This is a genomic window from Pedobacter sp. AJM (assembly GCF_002197755.1).
Taxonomy (GTDB): domain Bacteria; phylum Bacteroidota; class Bacteroidia; order Sphingobacteriales; family Sphingobacteriaceae; genus Pedobacter.
This window is the reverse complement of the sequence record NZ_NHOT01000001.1, coordinates 342,773-363,737: the sequence shown is the minus strand read 5'-3', so window position 1 is coordinate 363,737 and position 20,965 is coordinate 342,773. Positions and strand designations below refer to the sequence as shown.

The 20,965-nt window shown below is 37.0% G+C and carries 22 protein-coding genes; 17 read left to right on the top strand and 5 right to left on the bottom strand.

What is annotated here, in order from left to right; all coding sequences use genetic code 11:
* Positions 1-55: 55 nt before the first annotated feature.
* Positions 56-2,830 (bottom strand): gliding motility protein, encoded by a 2,775-nt coding sequence (locus tag CBW18_RS01480; protein WP_088299484.1) that lies wholly within the window; start codon positions 2,828-2,830, stop codon positions 56-58.
* A gap of 105 nt (positions 2,831-2,935) precedes the next feature.
* Between CBW18_RS01480 and CBW18_RS01475 the strand changes: the two genes are divergently transcribed.
* From CBW18_RS01475 to CBW18_RS01435, 9 genes are all read left to right on the top strand, one after another.
* Positions 2,936-3,157, top strand: coding sequence for an AtpZ/AtpI family protein (locus tag CBW18_RS01475; RefSeq protein ID WP_088299483.1), 222 nt, complete (start codon positions 2,936-2,938; stop codon positions 3,155-3,157).
* A 278-nt stretch (positions 3,158-3,435) separates the two neighbouring features.
* Positions 3,436-3,750, top strand: coding sequence for a hypothetical protein (locus CBW18_RS01470; protein ID WP_253248931.1), 315 nt, complete (start codon positions 3,436-3,438; stop codon positions 3,748-3,750).
* Positions 3,751-3,764: 14 nt separating this feature from the next.
* On the top strand, positions 3,765-4,928 hold the full coding sequence (gene atpB, locus CBW18_RS01465) for a F0F1 ATP synthase subunit A (RefSeq protein ID WP_088299482.1): 1,164 nt from the start codon (positions 3,765-3,767) through the stop codon (positions 4,926-4,928).
* Between the two features lie 40 nt (positions 4,929-4,968).
* On the top strand, positions 4,969-5,181 hold the full coding sequence (gene atpE, locus CBW18_RS01460; RefSeq protein ID WP_088299481.1) for an ATP synthase F0 subunit C: 213 nt from the start codon (positions 4,969-4,971) through the stop codon (positions 5,179-5,181).
* Between the two features lie 86 nt (positions 5,182-5,267).
* Positions 5,268-5,762 (top strand): F0F1 ATP synthase subunit B, encoded by a 495-nt coding sequence (locus tag CBW18_RS01455; protein ID WP_088299480.1) that lies wholly within the window; start codon positions 5,268-5,270, stop codon positions 5,760-5,762.
* A 91-nt stretch (positions 5,763-5,853) separates the two neighbouring features.
* Positions 5,854-6,393, top strand: coding sequence for an ATP synthase F1 subunit delta (gene atpH, locus CBW18_RS01450; RefSeq protein ID WP_088299479.1), 540 nt, complete (start codon positions 5,854-5,856; stop codon positions 6,391-6,393).
* 177 nt (positions 6,394-6,570) lie between these two features.
* Positions 6,571-8,145: a F0F1 ATP synthase subunit alpha gene (gene atpA, locus CBW18_RS01445; RefSeq protein ID WP_088299478.1), complete on the top strand. Its 1,575-nt coding sequence runs from the start codon at positions 6,571-6,573 to the stop codon at positions 8,143-8,145.
* Between the two features lie 87 nt (positions 8,146-8,232).
* On the top strand, positions 8,233-9,120 hold the full coding sequence (gene atpG / locus CBW18_RS01440; protein WP_088299477.1) for an ATP synthase F1 subunit gamma: 888 nt from the start codon (positions 8,233-8,235) through the stop codon (positions 9,118-9,120).
* Between the two features lie 232 nt (positions 9,121-9,352).
* Positions 9,353-10,480 (top strand): ATP-binding protein, encoded by a 1,128-nt coding sequence (locus tag CBW18_RS01435; protein WP_088299476.1) that lies wholly within the window; start codon positions 9,353-9,355, stop codon positions 10,478-10,480.
* A 66-nt stretch (positions 10,481-10,546) separates the two neighbouring features.
* Here the strand turns inward: CBW18_RS01435 and CBW18_RS01430 are convergent, their stop codons facing one another.
* On the bottom strand, positions 10,547-11,242 hold the full coding sequence (locus CBW18_RS01430; protein ID WP_088299475.1) for a hypothetical protein: 696 nt from the start codon (positions 11,240-11,242) through the stop codon (positions 10,547-10,549).
* A gap of 186 nt (positions 11,243-11,428) precedes the next feature.
* Here CBW18_RS01430 and CBW18_RS01425 point away from each other — a divergent pair, with 186 nt between their 5' ends.
* From CBW18_RS01425 to CBW18_RS01415, 3 genes are all read left to right on the top strand, one after another.
* The gene (locus CBW18_RS01425; RefSeq protein ID WP_088299474.1) at positions 11,429-12,193 is read left to right on the top strand and encodes a 5'-nucleotidase, lipoprotein e(P4) family; all 765 of its coding nucleotides are present in this window, start codon (positions 11,429-11,431) and stop codon (positions 12,191-12,193) included.
* A 57-nt stretch (positions 12,194-12,250) separates the two neighbouring features.
* Complete coding sequence (locus tag CBW18_RS01420) at positions 12,251-12,469, top strand: hypothetical protein (protein WP_029287390.1); 219 nt, start codon at positions 12,251-12,253, stop codon at positions 12,467-12,469.
* A 331-nt stretch (positions 12,470-12,800) separates the two neighbouring features.
* Positions 12,801-13,685, top strand: a complete 885-nt coding sequence (locus CBW18_RS01415) for a DUF4349 domain-containing protein (protein ID WP_088299473.1) — start codon at positions 12,801-12,803, stop codon at positions 13,683-13,685.
* A gap of 88 nt (positions 13,686-13,773) precedes the next feature.
* Here the strand turns inward: CBW18_RS01415 and ruvC are convergent, their stop codons facing one another.
* Positions 13,774-14,361, bottom strand: a complete 588-nt coding sequence (ruvC, locus tag CBW18_RS01410; RefSeq protein WP_088299919.1) for a crossover junction endodeoxyribonuclease RuvC — start codon at positions 14,359-14,361, stop codon at positions 13,774-13,776.
* A gap of 32 nt (positions 14,362-14,393) precedes the next feature.
* On the opposite strand from ruvC, the gene CBW18_RS01405 reads away from it, so the two are divergent.
* From CBW18_RS01405 to CBW18_RS01395, 3 genes are read left to right on the top strand one after another with little or no spacing between them, the layout of a single operon-like run.
* On the top strand, positions 14,394-15,380 hold the full coding sequence (locus CBW18_RS01405) for a hypothetical protein (protein WP_323670624.1): 987 nt from the start codon (positions 14,394-14,396) through the stop codon (positions 15,378-15,380).
* Positions 15,358-16,494, top strand: a complete 1,137-nt coding sequence (locus tag CBW18_RS01400) for a glycosyltransferase (RefSeq protein WP_088299472.1) — start codon at positions 15,358-15,360, stop codon at positions 16,492-16,494. Before CBW18_RS01405 ends, CBW18_RS01400 begins: the two co-directional genes overlap by 23 nt.
* On the top strand, positions 16,494-17,636 hold the full coding sequence (locus tag CBW18_RS01395) for an ABC transporter permease (RefSeq protein ID WP_088299471.1): 1,143 nt from the start codon (positions 16,494-16,496) through the stop codon (positions 17,634-17,636). The genes CBW18_RS01400 and CBW18_RS01395 overlap by 1 nt, the downstream gene beginning before the upstream one ends.
* Before the next feature lie 146 nt (positions 17,637-17,782).
* Here the strand turns inward: CBW18_RS01395 and CBW18_RS01390 are convergent, their stop codons facing one another.
* Positions 17,783-18,175: a GxxExxY protein gene (locus CBW18_RS01390; protein ID WP_088299470.1), complete on the bottom strand. Its 393-nt coding sequence runs from the start codon at positions 18,173-18,175 to the stop codon at positions 17,783-17,785.
* A gap of 161 nt (positions 18,176-18,336) precedes the next feature.
* Between CBW18_RS01390 and CBW18_RS01385 the strand changes: the two genes are divergently transcribed.
* Positions 18,337-18,945 (top strand): ribonuclease HII, encoded by a 609-nt coding sequence (locus CBW18_RS01385; RefSeq protein ID WP_088299469.1) that lies wholly within the window; start codon positions 18,337-18,339, stop codon positions 18,943-18,945.
* Positions 18,946-18,967: 22 nt separating this feature from the next.
* Positions 18,968-20,170, top strand: coding sequence for a glycosyltransferase family 4 protein (locus tag CBW18_RS01380; protein ID WP_088299468.1), 1,203 nt, complete (start codon positions 18,968-18,970; stop codon positions 20,168-20,170).
* Positions 20,171-20,186: 16 nt separating this feature from the next.
* On the opposite strand, the gene CBW18_RS01375 is transcribed toward CBW18_RS01380, so the two are convergent.
* The gene (locus CBW18_RS01375; RefSeq protein ID WP_088299467.1) at positions 20,187-20,750 is read right to left on the bottom strand and encodes a DUF4256 domain-containing protein; all 564 of its coding nucleotides are present in this window, start codon (positions 20,748-20,750) and stop codon (positions 20,187-20,189) included.
* Positions 20,751-20,965: the final 215 nt, after the last annotated feature.

The following is a 20,965-nucleotide window of genomic DNA, read 5'->3' as shown; positions in this document are numbered from 1 at the left end:
ATTTATTAATTTTTAAAGAAATGAAACTTTTCTGCTTTTGATTAAGCGTCCTGTTCTATTTATAATTGTCTTTTAAAAACTCCAGATATTCATTTATACGTTGCCTGTCGGTAAGCTTTTCGAAGTTTTCCTTGCTGATAATGAATCCTTTGTAAAGGTTAGCCGGAACTTTCATGATGTTCTTCAATTGGCCTGAAATGCTTGATTCATATATTCTGGCATCTTCTAAATCAATAAAGCTGGTTACGTAGATGAGCTGATCGTTATCCAGTTCAATCAATTTATGCGCCAAATCATTATCAGGATAATTTCCCCGGTTAAATTGTCCGATTCCAAAACGGGAAGAACTGAGTGTTAAGGTAGCATCTGCCACATCAATCACGTAATAATATTCTTCTGATTTTGCTGCACTAAATATACTGGCAGGTTTGCTTACATCAACAGGTTTAATTTCGTTGGGCTTTTCCTCCTCATTGGCCTTTGGTTTTTCAACCGGGATAGCCGCATGTATATCCGTGTTCAAAGGCTTGGCCGGAATGGCAATGGGTTTAGCCTGACTCACAAAACGCGGCTCATTGGCGTCAAAATCAATCAATGCCACCGGTCTTTGTTTGAACTCATCCAAATTGGCTTCGATGTATTTTAAGTGATCCCTTACCAGCGGAGTGATCACCATATCATCAGGATAATTGTTATTGATCGAATTAAATTCTTTCAGCAAGGGATCTAACTTGGATGTACGCCCAATGGCGATGGCTTTCAGGTAAGCATATTGTGGTGCCAGGCCATTATCTGGCGATGCAGAAATGTTCACATTAGCCTGATTGATCACTGTTGGATAATCTTTTCTGGCATAGGCATCAAAGGTTACGTTGTAATTATTAATGGCAATGTGCTCTAATTCGCTTTGTTTGGCAGAGTATGAAGGATCCAAAATGGTTTTAGCAAAATTGCTTTGCGGGAATTTGGTAAGCACCCATTGCCTGTATTCATTTGACTTATCTTCATCAATTCCACGGAAATTGAGATATAGACTATAATAAATGGCGGCCAGGTGATTATTTTCAGGATACCTGTTTAATACTATCAGGTATATTTTATTGGCTTCGGCTTTATCATTTAATTCCTGCTGATAAAAGCTCGCCATTTCAAAATAGGCATCAATTATTTTCTGATCTGAAGCGAGCAAGCGTTCGGGCGTGGTGGGCAAATCATTGAGGAACTGTTTTTCTAAAGAAGTCTGGTCCTGGCTGGTTGATGCATTGGTTTCGTTAGCTGGTATAATCTCGTTGGCAACTTTACCTCCAGACATTACCTGGCTATTTTCCTGTGCTGATGACCTGATGCTTTGTCTCCAGTTATCTTCCAGTTGCCTGTTTCCCCAGCGTTTTCTGAAATCGGCAAAGCCATTGCTGATTGCGGCATTGTTATTAAAATAAAAGGTATTGCCCGTACCTTTCATCGCCGGATTTAAGGTTTGATTAGGGAAATCCGGATTGTCTAAAGGTTGATTACCTGTTGGTAACGGTACGGTAACTACCTCAACCTTTTGCGTTAAATATGCTTTAACCCTGGCCTCCCGTTCCCCAGCCGGAAGTTTGGCAAAGGCCTGTGCTGTATCTTCCCTTGCAATCAGGGTAAAACGATCAGTCAGGTATTTCAGGTTTTCGGCTTTTTTAGCAATGCTGTTGTAGTCAGGAAAGTTTTTGGGTAAAATCATGACTGTACTATCGTAATACAGCTTTGCCTTAACGTAATTGTTAAATTCTTTGAAGTTTAAATCAGCTACCCTCAGATAAGACAATGCTTTCTGTGTCTGGTTTCTGGTGCTTTTCTCTATCGACTTCAAATAATTTTTCTCAGCCTTATTAAACTTTCCTTTTGTTGAAAACATTTCTCCAACCTGATAATAAATCTGGTCGGTATAATCAGCATTCTTATCATCCTTCAGCAAGGTCAGAAGTGCTTTATCTTCGTCAACCTGTTGTCCGTTAATAATTCCCTTTAATTTGATCCGTTGCAGGTTGGCATGAAAATACATTTCAAAAGGTGCATTGCTTTTTTCAACCTTTGTAAAATTGATCAGGGCATTCTGATATTCTTTTTCCCTTTCCTGCAATTGTGCTAAAATATACCGCCAGCGAATCCTTGATTGCTGATCATGAGTGAGTTTTACCGCAGTTTCCAATAACAGAATTGCTTCCTTATTTCTGTTTTGATAAATGCGCATTTGAGCAGTGGTTGCCAAAGGTTCGGCCAGGTCATTTTTTAGCAGGTCTTGCACACGTAACATGGTATCCAGAATCTTATCGGCGAAGACCATATTGTTCAATTCCATCTGGCTGCGTGCTTTCCAGTCCATGGCCATGATGAAAGTTTTCAGGTTTTTGCTATAGGTTTTTGCGGTATAATCGAAATATTCTGATGCGATGAAATAATTGCCTTTAAGGTAGTTTGCTTTCCCTAAAAGCATGTAGGCATCATCAATATAATTGCTGAAACTTTTATCGTTTATAATCGTTTGTCCCTTGGTAATTACCGCATCTAATTGTTTGTTTGGTGCTGCGGGTGCTAATATTAAATTAATTTGAGGTTCAGGATCCAGGTAAACCGGAAGGATTTTTTCATAGTTGTCGCTGTAACTTTGCAACAAAGCTTCCCGGTGTTCGGTTAATAAAACATTTGAATTGTAGATATAATTATATCTGGCTGTTAAATTTTGAAACTTCCGATCGATGGTGGTATCTTTGTTGGCCACACAGCCGTATATACATGATAAGCCAAGAAGGATGAGAAAGCTGTTGATGCCTATGTTGATGCGTTTTTTCAAGTATGATAAATCCCCTTTAGTATTATACAATAAAAATGTTTGCAGAATTACTTATTCAGCTATCAGTTTTAATTATTCAAAGTTAATTAATTATCATATTAAAAAATGGAAAATCCTAAAGAAGAAAATCATGGTAAAAAGGTTAATGCAGCAGCTAAATATTCTGCTATAGGTTTCCAGATGATTGCTACGATAGGTTTGTTAACCTTCATAGGTTATAAGATTGATGAGCACCGCAACAGTAAAAGCAAAATCATTACTGCAGCCTTTGCACTGGCAGGTGTGGGCATAGCCTTGTATCAGGCTATTAAACAGGCTACGAAATAATTATTATTAAATTGCTGTATTGTTTGATTGTTGAATGATATGCACCAACAATTAATCAATTAACAATACAGCAATGGGATATTTACCTCAGCTAACCGATTTAAACACTTAACCAACCTTCACAATATTTATCTTCCTTAACTAGTTACATTAATGCTAAAACCTTATCTTTGCACAAGTTTTCATTCGTAAAGAAGTTTCCATTGGCGCTAACCAAATTTACAAGCATCTATTTTATTTTCGTTGGTATTCTAATTGCCATTATTGCCGTTTTACCGATGATTTTTCCTGAAAAACAACTCTTTGTTAAAAATTTTTGGGTAGTTTTTGGCTTCATGGCAGGTATAACCTATATCGCATATACACTTGTTGATATCGGAATAAAAAGGGATCCGGAAGTAGGTGTAATAGCCATTATGGGATCAATTGCGGTGAAAATGATTTTTTGTATGGCTTTTGTGCTGGTTTACAGTATAAAAGCAAAGGGAAACGGGTTGCTTTTTGCACTTAATTTTTTTTCTGTGTATTTATTGTTTACTGCCTTTGAAATATACTGTTTGTTACGTAACTTGCGCCACCAAAATTTAAAGTAAAAAACTGCCAATAAATGGATTGTAACCAAGTTTTTGTGTTGAAAGTTAAGAAGGTAATCTTTGTTTTTACGCTTTTAATCGCGTTTTTATCTATCAAAAATGATACTTTCGCTCAGGTTGAAAGTGTTGTTTCTCCTGATAGTGTAGTAGCAGAATCGGCTCATGCGGTTTCTGGCGAAGATGGTGCTACAGCGCATGGCGAAGAAAAATTTGAGCCAACTAAAGTGATTATGGAACACATTGCTGATTCGCATGTGTGGCATTTATGGGGGCATACTTCAATTCCTCTTCCGGTCATCTTATATACATCAAGTGGTTTGGAAGTGTTCTCATCCGCTAATTTTCATCATGGTGAACATGATTATCAGGGTAAATACAATAAATATCGTTTGGTAACCGGTTTAAAGCAAAGCATGACTAAAGACATGTTCAATAAGAACATCAAAGTAGTTGGTGCAGACGGTCAGATTGATGAAGCGGCATCTGATACCGTAATTGATTTTTCAATTACTAAAAATGTTGCGGCAATGTTTATTGCTATTGCGTTAATCGTAATTGTTTTTTCTGCTGTAGCAGCGGGTTATAAAAAACGTGTAGGTAAAGCACCAAAAGGTTTGCAATCATTCCTTGAGCCTGTTATTATTTTTGTTAGAGATGATATTGCTAAGCCAAACATCGGTCATAAGTATGCCAAGTTTATGCCTTATTTATTGACGATCTTTTTCTTTATTTTATTTAACAATTTATTGGGTTTGGTGCCGATTTTTCCAGGTAGCGCTAACGTAACGGGTAATATTGCTTTAACATTTGTAATGGCCACCGCCACGATGTTGGTGGTTAACCTAAACGGAAATAAATACTACTGGAAACATATTCTTACGCCTGATGTGCCCTGGTGGTTATACCCGATTATGATTCCTGTAGAGCTGATCGGTATTATATCCAAGCCATTTGCATTAATGGTTCGTTTATTTGCGAATATTACAGCTGGTCACATTATCGTATTGAGTTTAATATCATTAATATTTATTTTTAAAACATTGGCTATTGCTCCGGTTTCAGTTGCATTCGTTCTTTTTATGGATGTATTAGAATTATTGGTAGCATTTTTACAAGCCTTTATTTTTACATTATTATCTGCTTTGTTTATCGGAATGGCGGTAGAGGAGCATCATTAACGGAAAACTATTTTTTACAAATTATATAATTAAATTAGTTATGGTAGGTTCAATCGCGGCAATTGGTGCCGGTTTAGCAGTAATTGGTGCCGGTATCGGTATCGGTCATGTAGGTGGCAAAGCAATGGAAGGTATTGCTCGTCAACCTGAGGCTGCATCAAAAATTCAAACTGCAATGATTATTGCTGCTGCCCTTATTGAGGGTGCTGCTTTATTCGGAGTAGTAGTTGCTTTATTAGGCTTACAAGTTTAATAGCAAACTGGAATTTATAAACCGGGAATTTAACGATTGGTTATCTTCCCGGTTTTAACGAAAAATTAAGTAAAAAAATATATAAAATGGAATTAGTTACCCCAAGCATTGGATTGGTTTTCTGGACAGCACTTGCATTCATCTGCTTATTAATATTACTTAGAAAACTGGCATGGAAACCTATTTTAGGTGCTATCCACGATCGTGAGCAAAGTATTGATGAAGCTTTGAATAAAGCTGAGCTGGCTAAACAGGAGATGACTCGTTTAACTGCTCAAAACCAGGATTTAATGCAACAGGCACGCGCAGAGCGTGACGAAATTTTGAAGGAAGCTAAAACACTTAAAGATGGTATTTTAAACGAGGCTAAAAAACAAGCTCAGTTGGAAGGTGCCAAGTTGATTGAGAAAGCTAAAATTGAGATCGAAAACCAGAAAAAAGCTGCTTTAGCAGAAGTTAAAGGTCAGGTTTCTACCTTATCATTGGAAATTGCTGAACGTGTGTTACGCAATCAGTTGGATGATAAAGCAAAACAAGAAGCTTTGGTGGCTAATTTGTTAAAAGACGTTGAACTAAACTAGATTTGAGATACCAGATATGAGATATGAGATAGGGTGATAACGCTAAATCTCACATCTCACATCTCACATCTCCAGTCTCACACCTAAATATATGTCAGAAATTAAAGTTGCAGGCAGGTATGCCAAATCATTAATTGACTTAGCTGTTGAAAACAACGCTTTAGCCGAATCTTATAATGATATGGTTTTGTTTGAAAAAGTGGTTGATGAAACTCCTGAACTGGAAGCGATACTTAAAAATCCAATTGTACCTCTTGATAAAAAAATAGGTATTTTGAACGGTATTTTTACAGATAAAGTTAACAAGTTAACCCTTAGTTTTTTCAAAATTGTAGTGAGTAAAGGGCGTTCAGCCATATTGTTTGCTACAGCCAAGCAGTTTGTTCAGCAATACAACCTGATCAAGGGCATTGTTACTGCTGATGTAACCAGCGCCACGGTTTTAAGTAATGAGGCAAAAGAAGAGATTGTTGCTACCGTAAAAAGAGAACTTGGTGCTAAAGAGGTGATCTTTAATGAAAAAGTTAATGATAAATTAATTGGCGGTTTTATTTTAAAAGTAGGTGATAAGCAATTTGATGCCAGTATTGCCAGTAGCTTAAGTAAGCTTAAAAAAGAATTGGCGCACTAGTGCATTAAGCGATAATAGTAAAGCCAAACCGGAAAACAGCATAATTTGCCAGGTAAGAAGTATAATAACTAATTATTAATGGCTATAATAAATAAGGATGCGCTAAGCGTGTGGCATTGAAGGCCAACCGCCATGCGCCAAGCACTAAACATTTACAAAAAGAGATAAAGTAAAATTATGGTAGAGGTAAGACCAGACGAAGTATCGGCAATTATCAGACAGCAATTGGCGGGCTTCAAATCAGAAACCGAACTGGAAGAAGTTGGTACCGTGTTGCAAGTGGGCGACGGTATTGCCCGTGTTTACGGTTTAACTAAAGTTCAATCGGGAGAGTTGGTTGAATTTGCAAACGGCCTCCAAGGCATTGTATTAAACCTTGAAGAAGATAACGTTGGTGTGGTACTTTTGGGTGCTTCAGACGAGATTAAAGAAGGTGATACCATTAAACGTACTAAAAAAATTGCCTCTATCAAAGTTGGTGAAGGTATGCTTGGCCGTGTCGTAAATACGTTAGGAGAGCCTTTAGACGGTAAAGGTCCGATCTTAGGTGAAACTTACGAAATGCCTTTAGAGCGTAAAGCACCAGGTGTAATTTATCGTCAGCCGGTAAATGAGCCTTTACAAACGGGTATTAAAGCCATTGATGCCATGATTCCAATTGGCCGTGGTCAGCGTGAATTGGTTATCGGTGACCGTCAGATTGGTAAAACTGCCGTTTGTATCGATACCATTATTAACCAGAAAGAATTTTATGAAGCAGGCCAGCCTGTGTTCTGTATCTATGTTGCTATCGGTCAGAAAAACTCTACTGTAGCCAACATTGTACGTACATTAGAGGAAAATGGCGCTTTACCTTATACCGTTGTTGTTGCTGCTTCTGCTGCAGATCCTGCTCCAATGCAGTTCTATGCGCCTTTTGCAGGTGCTGCAATTGGTGAGTTTTTCCGCGATACAGGCAGACCAGCTTTAATTGTTTATGATGATTTATCTAAACAAGCTGTTGCATACCGTGAGGTATCTTTATTGCTTCGTCGTCCGCCGGGCCGTGAAGCATATCCAGGTGACGTTTTCTACTTACACAGTCGTTTGTTAGAAAGAGCTGCGAAAATCAACGCGAATGATGATATCGCTAAAAATATGAATGATTTGCCTGAATCGATCAGACATATTGTTAAAGGTGGTGGTTCATTAACGGCTTTACCAATCATTGAAACACAAGCTGGTGACGTTTCTGCTTATATTCCAACCAACGTAATTTCGATTACTGATGGTCAGATTTTCTTAGAATCGAACTTATTCAACTCAGGTATTCGTCCGGCTATTAACGTAGGTATTTCGGTATCACGTGTTGGTGGTAATGCACAGATTAAGTCGATGAAAAAAGTAGCAGGTACTTTAAAGTTAGATCAGGCGCAATATCGCGAATTAGAGGCTTTTTCTAAATTCGGTTCTGACTTAGATGCTGCAACGAAATCAGTTTTAGATAAAGGTGCACGTAACGTAGAAATGTTAAAGCAAGCACAGTTTTCTCCATTCAGTGTAGAGAAACAAGTGGCGATTGTTTATGCAGGTACTAAAAACCTAATGCGTAACGTACCGGTTAACAAGGTTAAAGAATTTGAAACTGAATTTTTAACTCAATTGGAAATGCGTCATCCAGAAACTTTATCAGCCCTAAAAGCTGGAAAATTTGATGATAACATTACAGGTGTTTTAGATACAGTAGCAAAAGAGATTTCAGGTAAATATTAATAGGGTTTGAGACATGAGATTTGAGATGTGAGATTGGGCCAGAAACGTCTCATATCTTATATCTCACCTCTCACATCTAAATAAAGAATGGCTAATTTAAAAGAAGTAAGAAACCGGATTGCATCGGTACAATCAACCCAGCAGATCACGAAAGCTATGAAAATGGTTTCCGCTGCAAAGTTGAAGCGTGCTACCAATGCAATTATCGCTTTACGTCCTTATGCAACTAAACTGAAAGAGATTTTAGAAAATCTTTCAGCAAGTTTAGAAGGGTCTTCATCACCTTTTATTCAGGAACGTGAGCCCAATAAGGTTTTAATTGTAACTGTATCCTCTAACCGTGGTTTAGCTGGTGCTTTCAACATGAACGTGATTAAAGCGGCCAATAATTTAATTGCCGAGAAATATAGCGAGCAGTTGAAGAATGGTAATGTAAGTATTATTTCTATCGGTAAGAAAACACAGGATTTTTACGAAAAACGTAAATACAATGTGATTGGAAACAATAATGAAGTATACGCTGCTTTAACTTTTGAAAATGTAACCAAGATTACTGATGCCATTATGGCTGGTTTTATCAAAGGTGATTTTGATAAGGTGGAAGTGGTTTACAACCGTTTCAGAAACGCGGCTGTTCAATTTATTACCACTGAACAGTTATTACCATTACCAAAAGCAGAAGAAGCTGTCAAAATAGATACAAAGGCTTCTAATGTTGATTATATTCTTGAACCATCCCAGGAAGATATTGTTGAGCAATTGATTCCAAAATCTATTAAAATACAGTTATATAAGGCCGTGTTAGATTCACATGCATCTGAGCACGGCGCACGTATGACTTCAATGGATAAGGCAACAGAAAATGCAGGTGAATTATTGAAAGCCTTAAAACTTTCTTATAACCAAGCCCGTCAGGCAGCCATTACCACTGAGTTGACTGAGATTGTTAGTGGTGCAGCAGCATTGAACGGATAGAATGTAGCCTAGAGTCGAAAGTATTTAGTCTTCATGTAAATCATACAAGGCCCATTTCTTAATTGAAATGGGTTTTTTTATAAGTAATGATATTTTAATCCAAAATTGTTATGTTTATTCTGGATTGTAATCCAAAATTATTATATTTATTCTGGATTGTAATCCAAAATTATTATATTTATTCTGGATTGTAATCCAAAATTATTATATATTTGATTAATGTTTTTAAGCTATGATTGTTAGAAACCAGTTTGATTATGCTATAGCTCGCCTTTTTAAAGGAAAGGCTTTTATTATTTTTGGTCCAAGACAAACAGGAAAAACCACCTTTGTGGAACAATTATTAGCAAGGGTAAATAAAAAAACATTATATCTAAATGGTGATGATGCAGATGTTAGGGAAACATTAGCTAAACCCAATGCAAGCCAGCTGGTACAAATACTTGGTGATTATGAAGTATTGTTTTTAGATGAAGCTCAGCGGATCAATGAGGTAGGATTGTTAATCAAGATCATAGTAGATCGCTTTAAAGGTGTTCAGGTGATTGCCACAGGCTCGTCTGCTTTTGAGCTTTCAGGTAAAATCAACGAGCCTTTAACCGGACGGAAATATGAAATGATGCTTTTGCCGCTTTCCTATGCAGAATTAGTAAGTGCTACAGATTTTATTACTGAAGAACGATCAATAGCACAGCGTTTGATTTACGGAGCTTATCCCGAAGTGATTAATGATCCTCAAAATGCTGAAGAACATTTAAAATTATTAGCAGATAGTTATTTATATAAAGATTTATTTGCACTTGAAGAGGTAAAAAAGCCCGTGCTCTTTGAGAAAATTGTGAAGGCATTGGCCTTGCAAATAGGAAGTGAAGTTAATTTTTCAGAATTAGCTCAATTAGTTAAAGCCGATCAGAAAACAGTTGATAAATATGTCAGTCTGCTTGAAAAATCTTTTGTTGTTTTCACCCTGCCGGCCTTTTCAGGTAATGTGCGTAATGAGATAAAAAAGAATAAGAAAATATATTTCTATGATACCGGAATCGTCAATGCGATTACCCGGAATTTTAATTCATTAAATAACAGGAATGATGTCGGTGCCTTGTTTGAAAATTATATGATCGCCGAACGCATGAAGTTTTTACACCAAAACCAATTGGAAGCAGATTGCTTTTTCTGGCGAACCACCCAGCAACAGGAAATCGATTATGTCGAGAAATCGGATTCAAAATTTCTAGCCGTTGAGTTTAAATGGAACGAAAAAAGTAAAAATAAAATACCAACGACATTTACTCAGGCTTATCCTGAGGCGGAAGCATTGATCTTATCTAAAGCAGATAGAGGAGTTTTTTTGAAGATTTAATTCATTTAGCAATGCGATAGAAGAAGCCTGCTCCTTAAATAGAAGTGGGCTTCTTTACTTTTTTAATTATTTTAGGATGCTTACTCTCATGTATCCATTTTCTATTTTTAGCAGTTTTTTATTTTCATCAAAAACGTTTAGATTGAATTTAGCTTCTAGTAAATATCCTGATTCTTGTTTTTTTAAACTTATAATTTCAAATTTTGAATCCTTTTGATCAATTTGTGTAACAGATGGCTGTTTCCCTAAATCTGATTGACTATATGATTTATATATGCCTTGTTGATTAATTAGTGTAAATGCGATTCCAGAGGTCGAATTGCTTCTATTAAATTCAGTTGAATATTTATATGAACCAGGAGAAAAAATATCTGTTTTGTTTTTTGGGTAATTTAGATATCCGCCATTATTTTCATTTGCAAATTCTGTTTCATTTTTATTGTATATTTTTATAAATGAAAGGGCAATGTTGGTATAGGGTGCTTTAATGCTATATTCTCTTACAAATAATAAAGAATCCTTATCTCCAACTAATAAATAATTAAAATTTTCGCCTGAAGTAATTTTAAGATTGGATTGTGTTGTATAAGTCCAGTTTTTTTCAATACCCATAGAAATATAGGTTTTCCCATTAATAGAATATGATGCTGAATCTTTAAGTAACTCTAATGGGTTTTTTGATTCAATGACCGGATCACCTTTCTTGCAGGCAAAAAGGCACATCAATGCCATAGCAATTCCTGGTAAATTTTTAATTTTCATATTAATGTTTGTATTTGTGTGTCTCTAAATATAATAAAATCTGATAAATCAGAAATGAATAGTTTAAGTTAAGTCGTAAATGATTTGTTGTTTTATTGTATCTGGCTGGTAATTAGGCTGATTAAATTAAAGTAATTGTGTTGCGTTTAAAAAGGAGTTAATATCTTTGTTGGAGAATTTCGAATCATGAAAAAATACATCCTTCTTATTTTAACATTTGTTTCATCTTTTGCTAACGCACAATCTCCGGCCAGGGATTACACCAATGCTGTGCTCTGGCAGCAAACCTCTGGAGAATACAGGGCTTTATGTTTCCAGGCTTACAACTTTGCCAGATTATCATTAAAGGAAGCATTATGGGCAGATACCAGCAAAAAGCCAAACTGTATCATTGTGGATATTGATGAAACCGTATTAGATAATTCGCCATTTCAAGGGCATGAGATTAAGAAGGGGTTAAGCTACGATGCAGCAGATTGGACCCAATGGACAAGTTTGGCTCGTGCCGATACCGTTCCGGGGGCATTGGCCTTTCTGAAATTTGCTGCAGCTAAGAACATCGAAACCTTTTATTTAAGTAACCGCGATGAAAAGGATTATGCCGCAACCTTAAAAAACCTTCAGGCATTTGGTTTTCCATATGCCAATGATGCACACCTGCTGGTGGCTAAAGGAACATCCAATAAAGAGCCAAGGCGGCAGAAAATTGCTGAAACCCATAATATCTTAATGCTATGCGGTGATAACCTGAGTGATTTTAGTAATATTTTCTACCGGGAAAACAAAAATACATTTGAGCAGGTTAATGAAAATCAAAACCTTTTTGGTATAAAATATATTGTACTCCCAAACCCGATGTATGGCGATTGGGAAAAGCCTTTGTATCAGGGAGAAAAACCAAGTGATCAGGAGAAAGCAAAACAACGTTTAGGACGATTAAAAAGTTACTAAAATTATAATTTATTCAGCAATATGTATTACTTTTGCTGCATCATAGAAATAAACATTATGGAGAACAACGAATTAAAACATAATACAGAGAGTATGAAAACGGCAAATCAGCCGGGAATTTATAAACTAATGATTTTTGGTGTACTTGTTGCCATATTAGGTACTTACTTACGTTTCGCATTCGACTCCTGGGTTTTATCTTTGGTTTCATGGATTATCTTATTTATTGGTGCAATCATTGCCATTAAAGGTGTATTCAAAATATTAGACGCATAAAATATTTTCTCTCTAAATACAAGAGCCAATTATGTTAAATACATGATTGGCTTTTTTGTTGAAAAGGGTTGAATTAACCATTAATTTGAGAAACTGAAATGAGGTTTCAATGGCTTCCATCCACCTGTACATTTCAAATTAATAATTCCGTTTATGGAATTTTCGTCAAAAAATCATCAGGAAATAAACGCTTTTGTCAGTTGGGTTACCTTAATCTATTTTTTGTATAAAGGGAAACACGATGTAATAAACTAACCAAAAACGTCGAAACTTTAAATGGCCATTTGAAGCAAATATTTAAAAATGATTACTTTATTAGAACCAGAAAATCATGAAAAGGAATATAATTGCTATAGCCATTATTTTAACTATTTTCGGCTGCAACAACGCCAATAAAAACGATCAAAATGTTGAAGCTAAAGAATCCATAATGGCTGTTGATTCGGTAGCTACGGTTGCTGAACCTAAAATCATCAAAACTGCTGATATGCGGTTTCGCGTAAAGAACGTTCAAAACACAAAAGAGCAGTTAAGTCAAACCATTAAAGCCCAGGGTGGTACAGTTGCTGAATTTTCTATTGAAAGTATTATTCAGGAAACGCAAAAAGTTAAACAATCTGTTGATTCCCTTAAAGAAATTACTTCCTATCGCACGGAAGGGTATCTGGTTGCAAATGTTCCAGCTGAAAAATTAGATGATTTTACCAATACGGTTGCTAAAATGGCTGTATTTGTGGATAACCAATCTTTAAAACTGGACGACCAGAGTCTGGCCTATTTAGGCAACAGAATGAAGGCAGGCAACAGGATAGAAGCTGCAAATCAGATGAATAAGGTTGCGGGCAAGAAAAGTACATCTGTAGAAACTTCCCTTAATATTAAAGATGATTATGTGGATAAAAAATTACAAAACTTATCTATTGATAATCGTGTGAAGTACAGCACCATTACACTTCAATTTTATCAGGATAATACCATTAAAACAACCGTTGTGGCTAATGATGATATTTATGATTACAAACCAGCCTTTGGAAATCGGTTATGGATGGGGATCATCAATGGATGGACGATCTTTAAAGAGCTTATTATTGGTTTGGCTAACATTTGGGCATTAATCTTAACCGGAGTTGCGATATTCTTCCTGATCAGGTATTTCATCAGAAAAGATAAAATTAAAACACAGGCATCTGGTAGTTTGACCGATAACCGAATCTAAAACTGCTGAAACTAATCGCCACTGTTAAATCAAAAGCAGTGGCGGTTTTCTGTTTTTAGTCACTTAAATTATCGTTAGCCAGAAAACATTATTTTTTAACCTTAACAACCAGTCCTTTAACCTTGGTTTTATTGTCGCTCACAAAAGATTCCCAACCCGAGTAGGATTTTGATTTTCCTGATGAAGAAATTTTCTGAAAAGAATGGCAAACAGCTACTGCTAATCCGTCCGTAGCATCTAAGAATTCAGGTGTTTCCTTAAAATTAAGCAGGCGCTGCAACATGGCCGCTACCTGTTCTTTGGTTGCATTTCCGGAACCGGTAATGGATTGCTTGATTTTACGTGGAGAATATTCCGTAACCGAAATATTTCTGGAGAGTGCAGCTGCAATAGCAGTTCCCTGTGCGCGACCTAGTTTTAAAAGCACCTGTATGTTTTTGCCGTAAAACGGAGCCTCTATGGCCAGCACATCAGGTTTATATTGATCAATGAGTACAACCGTTTTTTCAAAAATACGTTGAAGTTTAAGAAAAGGATCGTCAAGATGCGTCATTTTGACTACGCCCATGCTGATCAATTCTATTTTGTTGCCTTTTTCTAAAATAATACCATAGCCCATCACCGCCGTTCCTGGGTCTATGCCCATGATTATCCGTTCCTTTTTTTCATTCAACATTACAGCAATATTAAGCATATTTGCAAACTAAAATGATAATCTTGACAGACAAGAGCAAAAAAACATTATCCATCCTGATTAAAGCGGCCATTGTGGTATTTGCCTTCTGGTTTATTTACCATAAACTGGTGGCCAATCAAAACCTGCGCAATTTTAAAATACTTTTAATAGATATTCCGCAAGTAGAAATTATCCTGATCATTGGTTTGGTTTTACTGCTGATGCTGCTCAACTGGTTTCTGGAAGCGGCCAAATGGAAAAGGTTGATGAATCACATCGAAAACATTAGCTTCTACAGGGCGATAGAATCAGTATTTTGCGGATTAACATTGGCCATTTTTACACCAAACCGGTTAGGAGAATATGGTGGGCGTGTTTTTTTTCTTTCTCCAAAACGACGGATTGTTGGTATCGTAGCCATGACCGTTGGCAATATCGGTCAGCTGGTATTAACCAATGTATTTGGTGCCATTGCAGCCTGCTTTTTTGTTTATCAGTTTGTGCCGATTGATCACCTGGTGTTTACGGCACTAGTTGTTCTGGCTTCAGTCTTTTGCCTGTTTTTTATCGTTTTTTATTTCAATATCCAATGGTTAAACGGCATATTATTATCCTTTAAGTTTACCCGGAAATATAAGAAGTTTTACAGCATTTTAGGCCGGTACAGAAAAGCCGAACTTTTTAGGGTTATACTTTTTTGCCTGGCCCGCTATGTTGTTTTCAGTTCCCAATATTTTATTCTTTTTGCCTGGCTTATTCCTGGCTTAAACTACCTGGATATCATTATGATGACCTGTTTATTGTTTTTTATTCAATCGGCATTACCTTCCCTGGATCTTTTTGATGTTGGAATCAGGAGCATCACGGCGGTAGAATTATTTAAGCATATTACTGATCAGCATGTGGCAGTGATTGCCTGCACGGCCAGTATTTGGCTGATAAATATTATTATTCCTGCTATATTAGGCACATATTTCGTTTTTAAACTCAATTTTTTTGGAATTTCTAAATCTCACTAACCTATTATCTGCTACATTGACCTTGGTTTATGGTTTTCTGGTCATCACATTTATCAGAGGCTGGCATAAACTTGTTAATTTTCATCCATCTAAAGGTATTCCTTCAACAAGGGTATCGATTATTGTGGCTGCCCGTGATGAGGAACAGAATATCACCAGAACGATTGATGATCTGGTGGCCCAGCATTACCCGAAGCATTTAACGGAAATTATTTTTATTGATGATCATTCCACTGATCGTACGGCAGAAATTGTGATGAGCTATGCCAGTCAGGGGGTAAAATTAATCAGGTTAAATGAAGACCGGGCACTTAATTCATATAAGAAAAAAGCCATTCAGACTGCCATAGGCACTTGTTCGGGAGATTTCATCATTACCACTGATGCAGATTGCCGGATGGGGGAAAACTGGCTGACTACGATTGTAAATTATTATGAAACGCATCATTACAAAATGATCTCCTCGCCGGTGGCCTATTTTGAGGAAAAGAGCTTTTTCGAACGTTTACAATCTTTAGAATTTCTTTATCTGATTGGTTTAGGTGCATCTACCATCGGCAATAAGCAGCCATCCACCTGCAACGGTGCGAATTTAGCTTACGAGAAAAGGACTTTTTATGAGGTGGGTGGTTTTCAGGGGATTGATGACCTGGCTTCAGGGGATGATGAATTACTGCTTCATAAAATTGCTGCAAAATATCCTGATCAGATCGGTTTTCTTAAAAACAGCGAGGCGATCGTATATACCCATGCCAAAGAAAATCTTCATTCGTTTCTGCAACAACGCAAAAGATGGGCTTCAAAAAGCACCCGGTATAAAAATAAAGCCATTATCATTTTAGGCGTTTTTGTATGGGTATTCAATCTTAGTATACTTGCCAATTTCATCACAGGTTTATTTATTGCTGATTTTTTATCCGTAACATTTTATCAGTTATTGGTTAAAATGATTTTGGAAAGCTTATTTTTATGGGATGTTACAGGCTTTGCAAAGAGACGGAGCTTACTTCTGCTCACCCCGGTTTTAACTGTTGTGCATATTTTTTATATGGTTTATATCGGCATTGCCGGGAATAGCGGTAAATACAATTGGAAAGGAAGAATGGTTAGGTAATGGATAACAGTCCGTCGAAAAAAGTATGGTTAAAATTTAAACGGAATAAGTTTGCATTCGCAGGATTGATTTTTATTCTGGTATTAATGGCAATGGGGATTTCAGGTTACCTCATTACACCTGTTAATACGCCGGATGCGAACACCCAGGTGGTTCAGATTTGTAAAGTGCCGCCAGGAAGTAAATTCAGATTCCTGATTATCCAAAAATACCAAAATGTAGCGGAGGTCAATTTTTTCAAAAGAATGCTGTATGGACAAAAGCCACAATTTAAAAGCATCCCGATCACATCGTATAAAATTACAGGTAAGCAGGTTTTGGTTCATGAATATATCGGGAAAGAAGAATCGAGTAAAGAATCGGTTTATCTGCTCAACGAACTTTGTCCCGATTGCTCGTCCATAAATAAAACTCAAACAACCGAACAGTATTTTGAACAGCATTATACCTATCAGCAAACTTTCTTGCTGGGTACAGATATTTACGGGCGTGATTTATTGAGCCGTTTAATTCTGGGGATTCGTGTTTCTTTATCCGTAGGGTTAATGGCCGTATTAATCTCTCTTTTTATTGGTATAGGTTTGGGTGCAATAGCCGGTTATTTTGGGGGAAGGGTAGATGCAGCCATCAGCTGGTTTATGAATGTGGTTTGGTCTTTACCTTCTTTGTTATTGGTGATTGCCATTTCATTTGCACTGGGAAAAGGGTTTTGGCAAATATTTATTGCCGTGGGTTTATCCACTTGGGTGGATGTAGCCAGGCTGGTACGTGGCCAGGTGATGGCTTTAAAAGAAGTAGAATTTGTAGAGGCGGCACGGGCCCTTGGTTTCAGCACAGGCAGAACCATTATTAAACACATTTTACCCAATATCGCAGGGCCTATTTTGGTGGTAGCCTCCTCAAATTTCGCATCGGCTATTTTATTGGAAACCGGATTAAGTTTTCTGGGCTTTGGGGCACAGCCGCCCATGCCCAGCTGGGGAGGTATGATTAAGGAGCACTATGGCTATATTATCATGGATGCGGCTTATTTAGCCGTTTTGCCTGGGCTGGCCATCATGTTTACGGTTTATGCCTTTAATGTTTTAGCAATTGGCCTAAGAGATGCTTTCGATGTGAAAGGGCAGAATGTTACGGTGTAAGACTATGAATTTCACGATTAAATGATTGGCCATGATTTCTGAATTGGTGGCTATGATTTTTAGGCTATAATAGAGTAAGTTATATTTTTTTGATTACTATCATTCAAGATTCAAACACCACTAGTTTAGATCAAAGGGATTTCCAATCATAGTTTTGTGCCTGGTTTCATTACTCGTTTAAACTGCAAACTCCTGCTTCCGAAATTAATTAATAAGCCAACCTTAAAACCCGATGCTTCTAAGTAATTAATTGCTTGAGCCAAATGAGCATCATCCAGTAGAATTACAGCTTTTAATTCAACCATAATTTTATTTTCAATAAACAGATCAACCCGTCGTTTACCTAGAAAGTAGCCTTTGTAATAAATACTCATTTCATGTTCTTGTACGAAATTTATATCCTGACTGTGTAATTCTATAGCGAAAGCTTTTTGATAAATCTTTTCCTGAAAGCCATTACCTAAAGCTTTGTGTACTTCCATTGCACAACCAATTATTTTTCCAGTTAATTCACTTTCAGGATATTGGGTATCAATCATCACTTATTAAATAATAGCTACTACAAATTAGATAAAATATTGCAGGTATTTATTTTTAGGAGTTATCTTTGTATAATAATTGAATCATACTAAGTATGATTTAATCATAGTCCTCATTTAATCATAGTCCTCATAGTATTGAATCATAATAATCATAGTAGATGTTGTTGAGTTGTTATCAGGAAGAATTTTTGGAAGCGGGTTGTGATGAAGCTGGAAGAGGTTGCCTGGCCGGGCCAGTTTTTGCTGCTGCCGTCATTTTACCTAAAGGCTTTGTGCTGGAAGGTTTAAACGATTCCAAACAATTATCGCATAAACAAAGAGATTTATTACGCCCGATTATAGAGAAAGAGGCACTGGCCTGGGCGGTTGCTTCTTGCGATCATGAAGAGATTGATCAGATTAATATTCTGAATGCATCTTTTTTAGCAATGCACCGTGCGATAGAAAAACTACATACGCCACCACAGTACCTGGTTATTGATGGTAACCGGTTTAAAGCTTACCCTCAAATTCCACACTGCTGCATTATTAAAGGTGATGGTAAATATTTAAATATTGCAGCTGCTTCGATATTGGCCAAAACACATCGTGATGAATTTATGACCAATTTACATTATGATTATCCGCATTATAACTGGCAGAAAAATAAAGGCTACCCGACCATTGCACATCGTAAAGCGGTAATGGAAATCGGACTTTCTCCGTTTCACCGTAAAACTTTTAATGTTCGTGATCCGCAATTAGATTTGTTTTCTAAAAACGTTTAAAATTTAGTATTTTCACAGCATTGTGAAGATTTTGTTAATAACTAAGCGGGTTCCTTTTCCGCCAAATAGTGGTTATCCAATTGTGGTTTATAATACCATGAAAGGTTTGCTGCATCATGGTGCGGATATTACTTTGTTTAGTTTAAATCCTTCAAAAGGAAGGATTGATGTGGAAGACATTTATGATCCAGTTTTCGAACAGATAAAGCATCATAACGTTGATCTGGATACCGACGTGAATGTATGGTCTGCCTTTTTTAATATTTTCACCAATCAATCTTACAATGTTTCCCGGTTTTACAATGACGAGGCCGCCCGTCAGCTGGAGAATATTCTTCGTGAGAATGTTTTCGATATCATTCAGTTTGAAGGACTTTTTGTTGTTCCCTATCTGGATATTGTTAAAGCAAACAGCAATGCTAAACTGATTTACAGGGCACACAATATTGAGTTTACTTTGTGGGAACGTCTTGCGCATTCCGAAACTTTTTTACTGCGCAGAAAATATCTTGCTTTCCTGGCGCAGCGGTTAAAGGCTTATGAAACGGATCAGATTAATCGCTTTCATCAGATTTTTGCCATCAGCGAGCCCGACAGGCAGAGTATCCTCCGGTTTGGTTGTGAGGTGCCCATGACGGTTTTTCCGGTAGCTATTGATTTGGACAGGTATAAGGTAGATAAAACTAAAACCAGTTTCCCAACATTATTTCATCTTGGTGCAATGGATTGGCGGCCTAATCAGGAAGGTCTCGAATGGTTTCTGGATGATATCTGGCCTGATATTGAAAAACTGAATAAGGATTTGCGTTTTTATATTGCAGGCAAAAATATGCAAAAGCATTTTTTCGAATATGACTCAGAAAACCTGATTGTGGAAGGAGAGGTATTTGATGCAGTAGATTTTATGAATTCTAAAGCGATCATGATTGTACCCTTAATTTCCGGAACGGGAATGCGCGTAAAAATTATTGAGGGCATGGCCATGAAAAAATGCATTATAGCCACTACTACCGCGGCTGAAGGTATTAACTGTAAGCATGGTTATGATATTCTGATTGCAGATTCTGCAGATGAATTTTATCGCTCAATTTTACAATGTATCATTAATCCTAAACGCTGGATGGAAATTGGAGAAAATGCGCGTAAAACCGTAGAAACCGATCATAGTGTTTATTCAATTTCATCCGGAATGCTTCAGATTTACCAGGAACTGGCGAACACTTAAAAGGTTTATGTAATCATTAAACTTTTAAACATCCTCGAAAAGCCCGTGCTGCGTAATAAGACTGTGCGCCATTATGGTAAATAAAAACGGTATTGTAGCGAAAATCTGCAAAAAGTGCTCCTCCAAGTCCCCTGATGCATTCTGGTGTTTTAATCCAGCTTGATGTTTTCTCATCAAACTTGCCCAGCGTTTGTAAAAAACGGTATTGTTCTTCCGTTAAAAGTTCAATTCCCATTTCTGAAGCCAGATCAGTCACATTATGATGAGGCTTGTTTTCTTTTCTCGCGTCAAGTGCATCACGGTCATAACATAAACTCCGGCGGCCTTTCGGACTTTCAGCTGAGCAATCCATAAAATGGTATTCACCTGAGGCACTATCCAGCAAAACTACATCCGGTTCGCCGCCAGTTTCTTCCATCTCATTTAATGACCGTAGTTTATGGGCGCTCATACTTAACCTGGTTTCTACATCCGCCCATTTCAGATTTGCATGCCGCTGCATATTCGCATTGAAGCGATTTTTTAGTATAGGCATCAATGCTGCTGTTTGCTCAGGTGTTAATGTCTTTTCTGTACTCATAGGTTTTATTTTTCTTGGTCGTAATATTTGCATTAACGAACTTTCGGTATGTTGAATTTACGAAAGAATATAGATGTTCAGCAACGTGATTTTTAAATTTAGGTTTATGTATGCTTTATTGCATGTTTGAATAAGCCTTCAGGTTTTGTTGCTTAGCTGTTGGTGTATACCTAAATTCTACCTTTAAAATGGCTATATATCTCCTGAAATAAGGT

Coding starts and splice junctions, on each gene's coding strand:
- atpE (WP_088299481.1), top strand. CDS start 4,969: ATGGTAGGTTCAATCGCGGCAATTGGTGCCGGTTTAGCAGTAATTGGT.
- CBW18_RS01435 (WP_088299476.1), top strand. CDS start 9,353: ATGATTGTTAGAAACCAGTTTGATTATGCTATAGCTCGCCTTTTTAAA.
- CBW18_RS01395 (WP_088299471.1), top strand. CDS start 16,494: ATGGATAACAGTCCGTCGAAAAAAGTATGGTTAAAATTTAAACGGAAT.
- ruvC (WP_088299919.1), bottom strand. CDS start 14,361: ATGTTGAATGAAAAAAAGGAACGGATAATCATGGGCATAGACCCAGGA.
- CBW18_RS01390 (WP_088299470.1), bottom strand. CDS start 18,175: ATGATTGATACCCAATATCCTGAAAGTGAATTAACTGGAAAAATAATT.
- atpB (WP_088299482.1), top strand. CDS start 3,765: ATGGATTGTAACCAAGTTTTTGTGTTGAAAGTTAAGAAGGTAATCTTT.
- CBW18_RS01430 (WP_088299475.1), bottom strand. CDS start 11,242: ATGAAAATTAAAAATTTACCAGGAATTGCTATGGCATTGATGTGCCTT.
- CBW18_RS01455 (WP_088299480.1), top strand. CDS start 5,268: ATGGAATTAGTTACCCCAAGCATTGGATTGGTTTTCTGGACAGCACTT.
- CBW18_RS01425 (WP_088299474.1), top strand. CDS start 11,429: ATGAAAAAATACATCCTTCTTATTTTAACATTTGTTTCATCTTTTGCT.
- atpG (WP_088299477.1), top strand. CDS start 8,233: ATGGCTAATTTAAAAGAAGTAAGAAACCGGATTGCATCGGTACAATCA.
- CBW18_RS01375 (WP_088299467.1), bottom strand. CDS start 20,750: ATGAGTACAGAAAAGACATTAACACCTGAGCAAACAGCAGCATTGATG.
- CBW18_RS01405 (WP_323670624.1), top strand. CDS start 14,394: ATGATAATCTTGACAGACAAGAGCAAAAAAACATTATCCATCCTGATT.
- CBW18_RS01420 (WP_029287390.1), top strand. CDS start 12,251: ATGGAGAACAACGAATTAAAACATAATACAGAGAGTATGAAAACGGCA.
- CBW18_RS01385 (WP_088299469.1), top strand. CDS start 18,337: ATGTTGTTGAGTTGTTATCAGGAAGAATTTTTGGAAGCGGGTTGTGAT.
- CBW18_RS01470 (WP_253248931.1), top strand. CDS start 3,436: ATGATTTTTCCTGAAAAACAACTCTTTGTTAAAAATTTTTGGGTAGTT.
- atpH (WP_088299479.1), top strand. CDS start 5,854: ATGTCAGAAATTAAAGTTGCAGGCAGGTATGCCAAATCATTAATTGAC.
- CBW18_RS01415 (WP_088299473.1), top strand. CDS start 12,801: ATGAAAAGGAATATAATTGCTATAGCCATTATTTTAACTATTTTCGGC.
- atpA (WP_088299478.1), top strand. CDS start 6,571: ATGGTAGAGGTAAGACCAGACGAAGTATCGGCAATTATCAGACAGCAA.
- CBW18_RS01475 (WP_088299483.1), top strand. CDS start 2,936: ATGGAAAATCCTAAAGAAGAAAATCATGGTAAAAAGGTTAATGCAGCA.